Here is a 13,297-nt window from a genome sequence, read left to right as displayed (position 1 = left end):
AAAAAGAAGCAACCTTCGCCGCCGTATGCGAAGGTTGCTCAATATGATATAGATCAGACCATTGTTCTATTTGTAAGAAATAAGTGCGGAACCAAGGTATGGCTTTCAGTCATAGGTATTAAACGTTTTCCGGCGTATAGTCAACAATGCAGGAAATATACAAATCGGTGTATTCGGACGCTTTCACGATTTCATCCACAAGATAAGCGTTATTGAAGGAATTCATCGCTTGCTGGAAGTCGATGACACTATCATAATAAATGTCCATTTGCAGCACATGTTGTGGCTCCGTTTGGGCGCCATCCTGTGTCATCGCAAAGGTAAACGGGGCCAAATGGCAAAGCTCGACGTGAGAGACTCCATCAACTTCTAAGATGTTGGGAATGATGTTGTTTTGTAAGAATAAGGTGTATCGGTCAGTATCTCTTGTTTCTTCATGGTTCCGAAACAGAAAAGAGAACTTCATCTTCATGGCAAATCCCTCCTTTGTGAAGAAAATGATAGGTTGGATCATATTTTTCATCCCATCAATCTATAGATTACACTGTTTTTTCTAATAAAAGAAGAGTGATTTCTGATATTTCAAGATGAATTAAAGCGCTTAACCGATGGAAAACAGACTTTTCCTTTAATTAGGGCTGAATTGGTAATTTTCTTGGGCTAAGTCATGACCGCGATTTTCATGGCTGAGTGAGCAGTTGCTAGGATGTGTCTGGCAAATCGAGTTGGTGGGGAAGAAGCGGCGGAAAAACCTTTTCTCGAGGAGCGCCGATGCACAAGTGAAGCGAATGAGAGAGTCACTGGCCTATTCATCAGACACGCCCTAGAAGATCGTTTGGTTGCATCTTTTACCTTTTCCTGGCACGTAGTTCACTGAATTGTCGATAAATGGACGGGTGCCGTGTACGGGAGCAACGCTGAAACGGACGCATCAACCGAAATTTTGACGGGTGAAACAGACATAGGCGGTCATATGTTATTCATTTCAAAATACATCCATCGCCCTGTACCGCCATGATGGCATTGGCGTGTTTGGCGCACAACTTCATGAGCTTGTTTGGACAAGAAAGTAAACACAGCTGATCGAAGGAAGGGTGAATATGGATAAGAAAAAAAGTGCTGTTGTTTGCCGATGTCGGCATTGATGATGCAGTCGCATTGATCTATGCCCTTTTGCATCCCCGCATCCGCGTATTGGGGGTTGTCGCCAGCTTCGGAAACACTCCCAGAAAACTTTTGTTGATCGTTCCGTGGCAGTCGTGCAATCTGCTACATCGGTGACCAGAGGAGCAAGTGTGGCCGATTTCAGAGAAATCCCCACCCCTAGCGAACCAGGGAAAATCATACACCGGATCGCCATCAGCATGCAGAAGAAGGCATTCAAGCGGGACTTCTTGCAGGTCATGACCAAATGAAGCAAACGCCCTTCCGCTTTTTTCTTTGCATAAAACCAATTCGTGTGTTAATAATACAAAGGGAATTGGAACAGAAAAAAAGTGGAGGGAACAGGGTTATGCCTCAAACAAGCACACTCTACGAAAAGCTTGGCGGAGAAGAAACCATCGCCAAAGTAGTTGACTACTTTTATGAATTGGTATTAGCTGATGATACAGTAAACCATTTTTTTGAGAACACCGACATGGAGAAACAGCGCCGCCATCAGACCAAATTTATCAGTTTCGCATTGGGCGGCCCAAACCAATACAGCGGTCTGTCCATGGCGAAAGCGCATGAAGGCATGAACCTGCAACCAGAGCATTTTGACGCGATTGTAAAGCACTTGCATGATGCCCTCGCTCACTTCGGTGTGGCTGAGTCGGATATCGACACAGCATTGAATAAAGTGGCGACTTTAAGAGATGACGTTTTGTACAAATAAGCAAGCGACCAACCCGATGCGAGTTTGTCATCGGGTTGTTTGATGTGCGGAGATGGCTATTGATATGGACTGAAATAAGATTGGGTTTCAATGGAACTGCGCATATCCAGCACTGAAATAAAGATAAAAGAAAAAAATCTTGGGTAATTTTATCATTATTTTTATATAATAAATAATTAATAAATTATAGTGCCTAACTATATTAAAATGTAGACATCATTAAGCTTTTAACCCAGCAACCAACCCCTCACCTTACACAACATTCCCATCTAACATCTTCTGACATGGCTTCACTACCTGATTTTATGCAAGTGGACACTGTGATCCTTATCTTATTTCTGGCTTAGAGAGGTTGGCCAAGGATTTGGCGGACTATTTCATTCACATCCAAGCAGATCGCTCGTCGAAGGAAGCGATTGGCAAGCTGACTTTAGGAACTTATAACATACATGACCATCATCAATCATGTTGATCCAACCGGCATCTCATTAGAGGTTCGGTTGGTTTGTTTATTGGGGATTGGTAACCAGGCCAAAGAAGATCAGAACCGATGCTTATTCTGCCTGATATAGGGTTATGAGCCTATTTATCTTCCTAACAGGAACGATGTGTTCCGTTTAGACATAAGATCAATCAGCAGAAGCACCATATAAAAGGAGGAGCCTTCTTGGCAACATTATTTTGGGGCACCAATTTGGGTAATGAAGGTGTTCTATATGGAGACTTTAACCGGTTGCAACAACAAAAACAAGAGATTTCAAGAGAATTGACGAGACGAGGATTTAATAATGTACGTGTGACCAATTGGGAAATTTCAGGTCATAAAGACGGATGTTATATTTCCATTGCTCATCTTTCCCATCCAACACCTAATAGATGGTGGGAAATAATCATGGTTAGTTGCGACGGCAATAATGTTCCATTGGTCCAGACCATACTTAATCAGGCCCGAAACGCGATTCGTTTTACGTGGTGACCATAAAAGCAAAATTAAGCCCACTACCCTAAGGTTGGTGGGCTGAAAGCCTCATACGTAAAGAAAGACCAAAATGAATGAGTGGTTAACATGGTTTACATAGGATTGTTGTCAACAAGGCCTCGTATCAAACAGATAAGCAAGCTTGGGCCACATCTGGATCAAGCGGGCTGTGCATATAGCTCGTTATTTTTTGATTCCGCAACATTTTTTTGTTATTTTCGTCGTATTCAATGGAGGTGGAAGGTAGTTAATGCGTAATTTGATCATCATTTTCTGTTCTATTTTCGTTTTGGCAGGGTGTACGATGCATGAAGAATCAAAGAAAATCAATATAGTAAAAGTCGATGATCGAGCCTTTTTCATTTCGGATCAGTAGTTTCCTGAAAGAGTTTCGTTCTTTCGAAAAGCTTTCAGAGTAACGAAAATCACTACTTGTACGTTGGATCGTAAAAATGAAGGAGCTAGAAACAAAGAAGCGTTAAAGAATCATCCACCAAAGGATGGATTTGATCGCGTGCAGTGGCCGCTTGCCATTTGCAAAGAAGGCGGGGCTGGTGCTTATGTTGAGTATATTGAGGGTGAAAAGAATGAACAGGCTGAGAAATGGTTACAAAAAGAGTTAAGTAAGTATCCTGATGGGACACCTCTTTTCTTTCATATAGGAGAACGTCCGAAGATGAATATCATTACAGATAAAAAGGAACGAAAATAAACAATCGTGGCTATTATATTTCGTTTGGCTTGAAAACTTTTGATTACCCAACCACACCATAGGCGCAACAAAGCCCCCCATGTGGAGGGGGCTGTTAGTTATTTGGCCGGCATCAAGCGTACGGTGATTGGCGCCTTTGTCTTGGTGGTGTCGACGGAGATGCGTTGCCCTAAGTATCCGTTGCACTGGAAGGTGAAATCGTAGGTACCGGGTGGCACCGGCCAAGTAAATTTGCCATTGGCGTCGGTATAACGCACGATGCGCGGCAAGGCGACAGGGTGCGATCCGGTGGGAATGGGGGTGACGATGACACCGGGGAGAGGGTTGCCCAACTGGTCCAAGACTTGCCCGGATACGTTAGTCAGTGTCTTCGGGTGTGAGGCTTGCTCTGGTATGGCAGATGGGTGCGGGTTTGTCGTTCCCGCCGTTCCCCCGCAAGCGCTGAGCAGGTAGCAGAGGAGCAGGATGAGCGGCGTGATTGTGCGCATCATTGTTTTTATCTCCTTTCAAGATGAAGTGGTTTGGAATCATGGATGGAAAAGGCCTAACGGAGAGGAGCAATATGTTCAACGTTATCTGAGTTTCCTTAAGATGTAAACACGATACATCCTACTTTTGCTCACGATAAAAGCAGTTCCCCGTTTTCTGGTTCTAGAAAACGGGGAATTTTTGCGGATCAATTCGGTTTGAGTTGCACCCGCAGGTGGGGCGCTTGTTTGCCAGGTATGGCTTGTACCCGCTCCTTGTGAAGGGCGTATCCTGGCTTGCGAAAGACAAAGTCATACGTGCCAGGAGGAACCGTCCAGGAGAAACGGCCTTCCGCGTCAGTGTAGACGGCGATTTCGGGAATGGGTCCGCTTTTGTCGTCGGCGGGTTCAGGCATGACAAGGACTTGGGCGATCGGATGTCCGTCTGTGTCCACGACAGTGCCCGTGACAGTGATGCGTTGTCCCGGCTGGGGATTGGGCGCGTCTCCGCTGAGATTGTTGCATCCAGCGCTGACCAGCATGCTGATTGAAAGCAGGGAGAGGAAGAAGCTGGAGAAGCGTGTAAGGTTCATGATCATGATCCTCCTTTAACAAAAAAAGATAGAGGGGAAACTCCCACCCTATCTTATAGACGTCATTGCGCTTTCCAGGTGTTCAAATTTTCGAAAACTTCTTTTGTGATTCTCGTGCCGCGGTTATAGCTGGAGCCGCCGTACACACCGTTGGTATGGATCGCGATGGAGCAGACGCCGCAATAGGCATAGCTGTTTTGGTAAACAGGAGAGCCGCTTTGGCCGCCATAGGTGTCGTTGGCGTATAACAGCTTGTGTTTGTGTGTTTCGCGAATACGATCGGCGTGTTGCCATTGGGTTCCGTATGGTTTGTCGCCGGGATAGCCGCTGATGTTTTCAGCCGTTCCGTTCATGGAGCTGGATTGGTATCGGTATCCGAACCAACCGGTGGAGTCGCCGATGCGTTTGTCCAGCTTGATCGCACCATAATCATAGTTGGTGTTGCCGTCATGTACCCAGCCGATCACGGAGAAGAATTCCACGCCATCGGCGGAGCCATAGGGAAGGTGGTCGCCGTCTCTTCCCGGATAGACGGTAGCAAAGGAGGCCCATTTGTCTTCGTTGGGATCATACAAGCAATGGCCAGCAGTGGCCACGGTGTCCGGACCGATCATCCAACCAGTACATCCACCGATGTCGCTGACGATATGTACAATGGCGCTATAGGGGTAGACGGCTGTGTTGGTGACTCGGGTGCGGTTGTCTGCGCCGATGATCGATTCTGTACCAGCGCCGCCGTCTGGTTTGGTTTCAGATGGGGAGGCTGTGAGATCGCGCCGTTCTTGGGTGCCCTTGTGCCCTTTGGTGTAAGCCCCGAAGCGTTGTTTGACTGTGTCTTTGCCGTATGGGACGGGCTGAATGGTGGCGCCTTTGTTGGAAACGGGGGTGTGGGGGGATGGGGCTTCTGTAACCGTCGCATAAACGGCAGAGCCGCTGGATGAAAAGACGATGGCGCAAACGAATGACAAGGAGGCAGCTAACGCAAACAGCTGTTTCTTGTGCAACATGAATGAATCACTCCTTTAAGGGAATTGGGTCATGGGGGCGGAGACGGTGAGTAGGGAATGAATTAACGATATGAATATTATAGGGAATATGGTAAATATATACAATCCGAATGTTCTGCTAATTGTTTACGTTTTTGTGACCTATGGAGTGAGAATGGAAACGGGTTTGTCAAAGCGGCAATCTAGGGTGTGTCTGGCAAATCAAGTGGGTGGGGAAGAAGCGGCGGAAAAACCTTTTTTCGAGGAGCGCCGATGCGCAAGTGAAGCGAATGAGAAAATGGTTTTGGAGCCGCTGGCCTATTCATCAGACACGCCCTAGTTTAGCTCCAACCAAAGTCAAAATCCCCGGCAAGAGCGGGGATTTTGGACGGATTGGATCAGATTGTGGCTTTGCTTGTTTTGGTGTCGAATTGGTGCGGCTTAAACATGACTAGGCGACCTGTGCGATGGAAGACGCGATGTGGTTTTGTCTCGTAACCTTTTTCTTGCAAGAGTCGGTGTGCTTCCTGTTTGGCAGCGGCATCTGTCGCGGCTTCCACGGCTTGGTCAATCAATACTTCCCCGTTTTCACTATACACGGTCATATGATACATAAACCCCTCTCCTTTCCGCAACACAATTGGTAATAGTCTTATTATAGCCAATATCCGCAGAAAAGAGGAGACGTTTGCCGATACATGCCTTTTGCGTGCGGCCTAGGTTGCGCTGACTTTAGCGAATTCACTTTGGTCCAGCGCCATCTTCAGTTCTTTGCGCATTTCCCGCTCCACGCGCGCCTGTTCTCCGTTTTCCGTGCGGGCGTAGACGCGAATCACGGTTTCGGTTGTGTTGATATTTTCCACTCCTAACACGGTGGGCCCCTCAACAATTGCCGGGATGTGGTGTTTCATTTTGCGGCACGTCTCTTCTAAGTATGCGATCATTTTTTCCACATCGATGTCAGCGGGCAAGGGGAGATCGACGGTGGCTTGCATCACGCCACGGGAGTGGTTGGTGAGCGATTTGATGTCGCGGTTGAGCAGGAAATGGAGGTCACCGTTGGCTGAACGAAGTTTGAGCGTCCGCAGGCCCACATGCTCCACGGTGCCGCTAAAACCGTTTACCGTAATTTCTTCCCCCACATGCACTTGGTCTTCCATCAACATGAAGAAACCGGTGACGATGTCGCTGACCAAGTCTTTGGCTCCGAACCCGATGGCCAGTCCCAAAACGCCAGCACTGGCGAGCAGAGCGGATATATTGATGCCGAATTCAGGCAAGATGGAAACCAAAGCGATGAAGAAAATCACATAGGAAGCGATGTTTACCAAGAGGCTTTGGATAGTTTGAATGCGTTGCTGGGTGCCTTTGTTCAAGCGTTTGCTAGACACGGTTGCGCGAATGATCACTTGTTTAAGGACGGCGTAGGCGATGCCGGCCAAGACCAGGATGATCATCGCTTTGATGATTGAACCAAAGACGCCGCTGAATAGGCCATTGGCTGAAAAAGTTGTAAACAATGGGGTTCCTCCTGTCTAATTTTATTTCGTATTGCTAATTTTCCTGTCAAGCACTATAATCCTTTGCGGAGATGATGAAAAGGTGGCTGATGTTGATATGAGTCAAACATGGTCAATGAAACGGTTTTACATATTGGTTTTTGTCGTATGTATTACCGGGTCGACACAAGGCTTGCTGATTCCTTTGCTGACGACGTTCTTGGAGGAGCGGGGCGTCAGCGCGGATGTTAACGGACTGAGCGCAGCCGCGCTGTACGTGGGCATCATGATTGCCTCACCGCTGTGCGCGTGGATGGTTGGGCGTTACGGCTACAAAAAGATGATCTTGTTGGGCCTTAGCATCACCACCGTGGCGGTTGGATTGATCCCCTTATTCACCAATATCTGGGTGTGGAGCGCTTTGCGGTTCACGGTGGGGATTGGAGACAGTTTTCTACATTATGCTACCCAATTGTGGATTACCTCAACCGCACTGCCGAATGAACGAGGAAAGCGTATTTCCCAATACGGGTTCTTCTACGGGTTGGGGTTTGGGATCGGCCCGTTGGGTCTGAATTTGCTGTCGCTAGGCGAAAATGTCCCTGTGTGGACGATGTTTGCGCTTTTGGTCGTTACGATTGGCTTGGCGATGCAATTGAAAGAAGACCAAGAGAAGGTCACCAGCGAAAAAAGGGAAGAGAAGGCGGCCAAACATCATGTCGCCGTGGTGTACCGGATCGGCTTGGTCGCTTTGTGTCCAGCAATGTTGTACGGTTTTTTGGAAGCGTCGCTGGCGGGCAACTTCCCAGTGATCGGACTGCGCGAGGGCATTTCCAAAGGATGGATTTCCGTGTTGATTTCCGCCTTTGTGTGGGGAAGTTTGGTCTTCCAGATTCCGCTTGGCATCTTGGGCGATAAAATCGGCCGCAAACGGTTGCTCATGGCCGTGTGTGCCTTGGGGGCCGTAGGCATGTTCCTCATCCCTCATCTGATGCCCAACGCCTGGGCTTTGTTTGTTGCTTTCTCCCTCATCGGTGGATTGATCGGTTCCATTTTTTCCTTGGGGCTGGCTTATGTGACAGATCTGTTGCCTTCCCGTTACCTCCCTACAGCGAATATGATCGCCTCCGTTCATTTCAGCTTAGGGAGCATGCTAGGGCCCTATACGGGTGGACTGCTCATCAAAGGGTGGGGAGGACATGCCCTGTTTTACCTGATTTCCGCTTCTCTGGCCGCCTTTGTGCTATTGGCACTCGTATACCGGCACGCGGAGGCCTCCGAATCCTCCTCCCTACCTGTACAGGAAAAGCAGATTGGCTAACTGGAGTGGCCCCTTCTTGCGGTCGCAGAAGGGGCTTTGTTTAATGTTCTCTTCGTTGCCATTCCATTCCTGTCATTTGCAAAGGGCGTATCTCGCCGTTTTCTAGCTTGACAGTGGGTTGGTCGACATACCACCCCCGCCCGTTGATCGAGACATCCGTCTGATAGCGGAAGCGGAGGTAGCGGGCGTTGGTAGGCAGGGGCAAGCTGACCCGCTTCCAGCCTGCACTCCTTCCAGTGACCGAATGCAAGGGTTGCCAAGTCTTACCGTCCGCAGATGTTTCGACAATGCCAAAATCGGCATTGGTTTCGAGATGATGCCAAGTGGCGAAGGATAATGTTTTTTTGGCGGCCGAGGCTGGCAGATGGGCTGTCAGCGTGCGGTTCAACCCATCGCCGTAGCCTGCGAACCAAGCCGGCCTCCGCATGGCGACTGGAATGGCGTCAGCGGCCAACCGAGCCGCTTCCCTCCGAACCGGGTTAAGTGAAGGCGTTTGTCGGGTGGGATGTACCCGATTGGTCAACAGAATGGCGATGGTGGCTTGCTCCCGGTTGACGACGAGGGAAGTACCAGTAAAACCAGTATGGCCAACGGTATGGGGACTAGCGAGGGCGTCCATGTACCATCCTTGATTCAGCTCCCAACCAAGGCCGTGGTCATCACCGGGAAAGTCGGTGTTGAAGTTGTGTTCCATTAAGGCCACGGTCTGTTCATCCAAGATGCGGGTGGTGCCGTATCGGCCGCGTAATAGGAAGAGATGGGCCAACTTGGCCAAGTCGGTGGCTGTAGAGAATACACCGGCATGGCCCGCCACGCCATCCAAGGAAGCGGCGTTTTCGTCATGTACTTGACCCCAAACCAGCCCGCGGTCGGGATTGGACTGGTATTCGGTAGCGGCGATGCGGTGCTTGAGAGATGCGGGTGGATTGTACATTGTATCAACCATTCCCAAGGGCCCTGTGATCGTTTCTTTCACATATTGATCCAGTCGCTTGCCAGTGAGGCGTTCTACCAGAGCGCCCAACGTGATCATGTTGAGGTCGCTGTATACATAGGTGCTTCCGGGAGCATGGTCGAGCGGGCAACGGAACACTTCTTGCAGGCGGTCATCCCGGTTGCGGCCCATCTGATATAAGGGAAGGCCGGGGCGGAATCCAGATGTGTGCGTCAGTAATTGCTTGATGGTGACGGTCGCTTTGCCGTTTGCCGCGAATTCGGGAATGTAGCGGCTTACGGGATCATCGAGTGCGAACTTGCCTTGTTCATAGAGTTTCATCACGGCGATGGCGGTGAAGATTTTACTGATGGAAGCCACGTCAAACAGGGTATGTTTGGTCATGGGAACGGGTTGGGCGAGAGGGGTTCGTGAGGAATCACGGTACTTGGCGGCATAGCCGTACGCTTGGTGCTTGACGATGACACCGCGGCGGGCGATCAACATCACCGCACCGGGCATATGGTTTTGTTCGATGGCCCGGTTCAGGGCGGTGTCCAACGCTCGTAGCGGTTCGTTTCGCACTCCTGCTGCTGATGGCGGGCCCGCACGTAAGATCGGGCTAGTGGGAAGGGGGAAATCCCAGCTCGCCGGGAGGGCGTCATTCACTCGCTTGGCGGACGGGAGTGGCTTGCTTTCTTTCTCTGATAAAGGAGCGTAAGCGGCGAGAACGGGAACCGGCATCAAGCAGGCCAGAAGCAGGCTAAACAAAGATACCCCGAAGGGATGGCGGCGCATGGGGCATTCTCCTCCTTTGTGTGATGGATGCCTTATTGATATATTTTACCAAAACGTTTGCGGTTAAGACAAAAGCCGCTCCTGTAAAAAAACAGGCGCCTCATCGATAGGCGCCTGTCTTCGCCGGGTATATAATGAATGGCCTGGCAACGAAACGCTCATAATTGATACCGGAACCCGTCATGCGCGATCTGTACGGCAGTGAAGACTGTTTGCGCTTCTTTCAACAATTGCGCATGATCCTCTTCCATGAATCGTGAACTGATGTGGGTTAGTATCAGCGCTTTGGCGTTGGCATTTTTGGCCACAGTGGCCGCTTGGACACATGTGGAGTGATGGTGGGCGGTGGCCAATTCTTCCTGACCGGCCCCGTAGGTGGACTCATGAACCAACACATCAGCGTGTTGCGCCAAGGCTTCCGCGGAAGGAGTTGGCCGGGTGTCTCCGAGGATGGCCAAGATGCGCCCCGGTTTGGGGGGGTGGATGTAATCTTGTCCATTGATGACGCGCCCGTCGGGGAGAGTCACCGTTTTACCCTGTTTAATCTCTTGATAGTGGGGGCCAGGCGGGATGCTTTCTGCTTTCAGTTTCTCAATATCCAAAGCACCGGGTTGCTCATCTTCTTGCAATCGGTAGCCGAAGCAGGGAATGCCGTGGTCCAATTTTCCCACCGTCACCATAAAGGGGCCTTCCTTAAATGTGTCCCCTGCTTCCACTTCATGAATGGTGAGGGGATAACGCAAGTAGGTGCAACTTGTTTGCATCGCCACTTCAATAAAGGAACGCAAACCTTTGGGGCCATAAACAGTCAATGGCATTTCGGCTCCTTGAAAGCTCCGGCTTCCCAATACGCCGGGAAGCCCATAGATATGATCCCCATGGAGGTGGGTGATAAAAATCCGGCTTACTTTTCCTAAGCGGACGGGATGTTCAAGTATTTGATGCTGGGTGGCTTCACCGCAATCAAACAGCCAGGTGTCTCCTTTGTACTCCGGCATGATGAGAGCGAGGGATGAAACATTTCGCTGTTTGGATGGGATGCCAGCGCCAGTGCCCAAAAACAGAAGTTCCATCGTACAATCCCTCCTTTCAACAGGAATGTTTAGACCGATGAGGCAAGAAGGGGGTCATTTCGCTGAGATTTGGTTGTTGTACGCCAATACCCAGCGGGCTGCTTCCGCTACAGAGGCTACGGTATGGGTTGCTTCCTGTTTCACTGCGGCATCGGCGACCGCCATCGCAAAGCTGTGCTTCGTCAGTCGGAGCATGGAGATGTCATTGTAGGAATCACCGATGCAGGCCACTTCTTCTTCTTTAATGCCTAAGTGATCGATCAGCCGTTTGAGACCAACCCCTTTGGAGACGCCAGGAGGCATGAAATCGATGCAATGCCGGTCGGAAATGAAGGAGTCAACCCTGTCGGCGAAATGTTCTTTCACTGTGGCTTCCAACTTTTTGATTTCGTCCATGTCGCCGATGTAGCATAGCTTGCTGGCGAAAATGGAGGTACCTAGGCAGTCGAGCACATCGGACCGTTCTTCGATCGGCATGCGCATCTGTGTTTCGATCTGTTGAACCAACTCACTTTTGCGCGGTACAAACATGCCATCTTCCTGGCTAATGAAGCCAACAAGCTGATATGGTTCGGCGATGCGGAACAACTCGCGGGCCGTGTCCCCGTCGAAGTGGGCGGAATACAGGCGTTGATTATTCGTGTCATAGATGAACGCGCCATTTTGGCTGATGCGGTGGAACTCTCCTTGCAGTTCGTTCATCACGCTAACCAATTCTTTATCCATGCGCCCAGAGGCGAGGCAGACTTGCACCCCAGCGTCGACAAGTGCCATTAAGGCTTCTTTGTCCTCCGGATTCACAGTTTTTTTGTCATTGAATAAGGTGTTGTCTAAGTCACTCACAAATAAACGGATCATAATGGATGACACTCTTTCTGTTGTGATAATAGATGCATCTCTGTTTAGGTTAACATAAATAAGTGGATAAACACATCATCCAAGAGACTTGCCTTATTTATATGAATGTTTCATTTTATATGCATAATGGGTTAATCGAAATGGGTTATGGTAAAAAAAAATATAAAAAGCAGGGGATGGGAACATGAGCCTTTTTCTGTGGTTTATGCTCATAGCGGCATTGGTTGCGGTGCTGTCGGTTCGCCGGGCCAAGCGGCAGACGCGGTTGGTGAAGCCAGACCGGTCGCTCAAGCCGGCCGAGTGGTCTGCGGAAGAAGTGACGGTTGGTTGGATTGGGCACTCGACCGTACTGATGAATATATACGGGGTGAAAGTGATCACAGATCCGGTGCTAGGAAGACGTGTTGGGCAGCAGCTGGGGATCGGCGATTGGCAGATCGGTCCTCGCCGTCATGTTGAACCAGCGGTCACTTACGATGACTTGGGACGAGTAGATGTGATCCTGTTATCCCACGCCCATTTTGACCATTTTGATATCCCCACGTTAAAGCAGCTGGCACACCCTGATGTGCTGATGGTCGTGCCCAAAAACACGTCCAAGCTGTTAAAAGGTTTGCCATGCCGGCGAATTGTGGAATTGAGTGGGGAAGAGGAAGTTAAGCTCAGCGAATGCAGCCTGACCATTAAAGCGGTGCCGGTGAAGCATTGGGGAAATCGTTATCCATGGAATGTGGATTATGGGTATACCGGGTATTTAATTGAAAAGCGGGACACGCGGATCTTCTTTCCGGGAGACACCGCCTACACCCCGGATTTTTACCGTCTACGCGAACGGGGGGAGATCGATCTGTGTTTCATGCCTATCGGTGCATACAGTCCGGACAAATACCAATGGGCACATTGCACCCCCGAACAGGCGTGGCAGATGTTTCTCGATACGGGAGCCAATGTGTTGGTGCCGATTCATTGGGATACGATCAAGTTGTCGCAGGAGCCTTTGCACGAGCCATTGGAGAGGTTGCTCGCTGCCAGCGGAGAGCAACGGAATCGGATCGTCATCACGAAACATGGGGAGGTTTATGTGCTGGTCAAGGATAAAGTCAGCATGTCATAACGCTTGCTTTGGTGTATTTAAGGCGTGTTCCGTGGAAGCGGTGGAAATACCGTTTCCCTGGAACACGCCTTCGTGTTGGGTGCA

General features: G+C 49.7%; 17 protein-coding genes. 8 read left to right on the top strand and 9 right to left on the bottom strand.

Annotated elements, in window-relative coordinates:
* Positions 1-118: 118 nt before the first annotated feature.
* On the bottom strand, positions 119-472 hold the full coding sequence (locus CLV36_RS09730; protein ID WP_102991607.1) for a hypothetical protein: 354 nt from the start codon (positions 470-472) through the stop codon (positions 119-121).
* A 644-nt stretch (positions 473-1,116) separates the two neighbouring features.
* Between CLV36_RS09730 and CLV36_RS09725 the strand changes: the two genes are divergently transcribed.
* From CLV36_RS09725 to CLV36_RS09710, 5 genes are all read left to right on the top strand, one after another.
* Positions 1,117-1,281, top strand: coding sequence for a nucleoside hydrolase (locus tag CLV36_RS09725; protein WP_245888338.1), 165 nt, complete (start codon positions 1,117-1,119; stop codon positions 1,279-1,281).
* Positions 1,251-1,415 (top strand): hypothetical protein, encoded by a 165-nt coding sequence (locus tag CLV36_RS17305; protein ID WP_181352963.1) that lies wholly within the window; start codon positions 1,251-1,253, stop codon positions 1,413-1,415. The genes CLV36_RS09725 and CLV36_RS17305 overlap by 31 nt, the downstream gene beginning before the upstream one ends.
* A gap of 98 nt (positions 1,416-1,513) precedes the next feature.
* Positions 1,514-1,879, top strand: a complete 366-nt coding sequence (locus CLV36_RS09720; protein ID WP_106342552.1) for a group I truncated hemoglobin — start codon at positions 1,514-1,516, stop codon at positions 1,877-1,879.
* A 667-nt stretch (positions 1,880-2,546) separates the two neighbouring features.
* Positions 2,547-2,855, top strand: a complete 309-nt coding sequence (locus CLV36_RS09715) for a hypothetical protein (protein ID WP_106342551.1) — start codon at positions 2,547-2,549, stop codon at positions 2,853-2,855.
* Between the two features lie 442 nt (positions 2,856-3,297).
* Positions 3,298-3,570, top strand: a complete 273-nt coding sequence (locus tag CLV36_RS09710; RefSeq protein WP_123827402.1) for a hypothetical protein — start codon at positions 3,298-3,300, stop codon at positions 3,568-3,570.
* A 98-nt stretch (positions 3,571-3,668) separates the two neighbouring features.
* On the opposite strand, the gene CLV36_RS09705 is transcribed toward CLV36_RS09710, so the two are convergent.
* The 3 genes from CLV36_RS09705 to CLV36_RS09695 form a co-directional block, all read right to left on the bottom strand.
* Complete coding sequence (locus tag CLV36_RS09705; protein WP_106342550.1) at positions 3,669-4,061, bottom strand: carboxypeptidase-like regulatory domain-containing protein; 393 nt, start codon at positions 4,059-4,061, stop codon at positions 3,669-3,671.
* Positions 4,062-4,246: 185 nt separating this feature from the next.
* Positions 4,247-4,630, bottom strand: a complete 384-nt coding sequence (locus CLV36_RS09700; protein WP_181352962.1) for a carboxypeptidase-like regulatory domain-containing protein — start codon at positions 4,628-4,630, stop codon at positions 4,247-4,249.
* A 62-nt stretch (positions 4,631-4,692) separates the two neighbouring features.
* Positions 4,693-5,637 (bottom strand): trypsin-like serine peptidase, encoded by a 945-nt coding sequence (locus CLV36_RS09695; RefSeq protein WP_106342548.1) that lies wholly within the window; start codon positions 5,635-5,637, stop codon positions 4,693-4,695.
* 154 nt (positions 5,638-5,791) lie between these two features.
* Between CLV36_RS09695 and CLV36_RS17300 the strand changes: the two genes are divergently transcribed.
* On the top strand, positions 5,792-5,956 hold the full coding sequence (locus tag CLV36_RS17300; RefSeq protein ID WP_154986540.1) for a hypothetical protein: 165 nt from the start codon (positions 5,792-5,794) through the stop codon (positions 5,954-5,956).
* Between the two features lie 58 nt (positions 5,957-6,014).
* Here the strand turns inward: CLV36_RS17300 and CLV36_RS09690 are convergent, their stop codons facing one another.
* Together CLV36_RS09690 and CLV36_RS09685 are read right to left on the bottom strand one after the other, a co-directional pair.
* Entirely contained in the window at positions 6,015-6,230 is a 216-nt protein-coding gene (locus CLV36_RS09690; protein WP_102991616.1) for a YhzD family protein, read from the bottom strand.
* Between the two features lie 102 nt (positions 6,231-6,332).
* Entirely contained in the window at positions 6,333-7,136 is an 804-nt protein-coding gene (locus CLV36_RS09685; RefSeq protein ID WP_223248023.1) for a mechanosensitive ion channel family protein, read from the bottom strand.
* Between the two features lie 97 nt (positions 7,137-7,233).
* Here CLV36_RS09685 and CLV36_RS09680 point away from each other — a divergent pair, with 97 nt between their 5' ends.
* Positions 7,234-8,436, top strand: a complete 1,203-nt coding sequence (locus tag CLV36_RS09680) for an MFS transporter (protein WP_102991617.1) — start codon at positions 7,234-7,236, stop codon at positions 8,434-8,436.
* A gap of 40 nt (positions 8,437-8,476) precedes the next feature.
* On the opposite strand, the gene CLV36_RS09675 is transcribed toward CLV36_RS09680, so the two are convergent.
* From CLV36_RS09675 to CLV36_RS09665, 3 genes are all read right to left on the bottom strand, one after another.
* A complete protein-coding gene (locus CLV36_RS09675; RefSeq protein ID WP_106342547.1) occupies positions 8,477-10,168 on the bottom strand; it encodes a serine hydrolase domain-containing protein in 1,692 nt (563 codons plus the stop codon).
* 158 nt (positions 10,169-10,326) lie between these two features.
* A complete protein-coding gene (gene rnz / locus CLV36_RS09670) occupies positions 10,327-11,241 on the bottom strand; it encodes a ribonuclease Z (protein ID WP_106342546.1) in 915 nt (304 codons plus the stop codon).
* Between the two features lie 54 nt (positions 11,242-11,295).
* A complete protein-coding gene (locus CLV36_RS09665) occupies positions 11,296-12,099 on the bottom strand; it encodes an HAD family hydrolase (RefSeq protein WP_106342545.1) in 804 nt (267 codons plus the stop codon).
* A 184-nt stretch (positions 12,100-12,283) separates the two neighbouring features.
* On the opposite strand from CLV36_RS09665, the gene CLV36_RS09660 reads away from it, so the two are divergent.
* The gene (locus CLV36_RS09660; RefSeq protein WP_106342544.1) at positions 12,284-13,213 is read left to right on the top strand and encodes an MBL fold metallo-hydrolase; all 930 of its coding nucleotides are present in this window, start codon (positions 12,284-12,286) and stop codon (positions 13,211-13,213) included.
* Positions 13,214-13,297: the final 84 nt, after the last annotated feature.

The organism is Laceyella sediminis (genome assembly GCF_003003125.1).
Taxonomy (GTDB): Bacteria; Bacillota; Bacilli; order Thermoactinomycetales; family Thermoactinomycetaceae; genus Laceyella; species Laceyella tengchongensis.
This window is presented reverse-complemented; position numbering and strand designations above follow the sequence as displayed.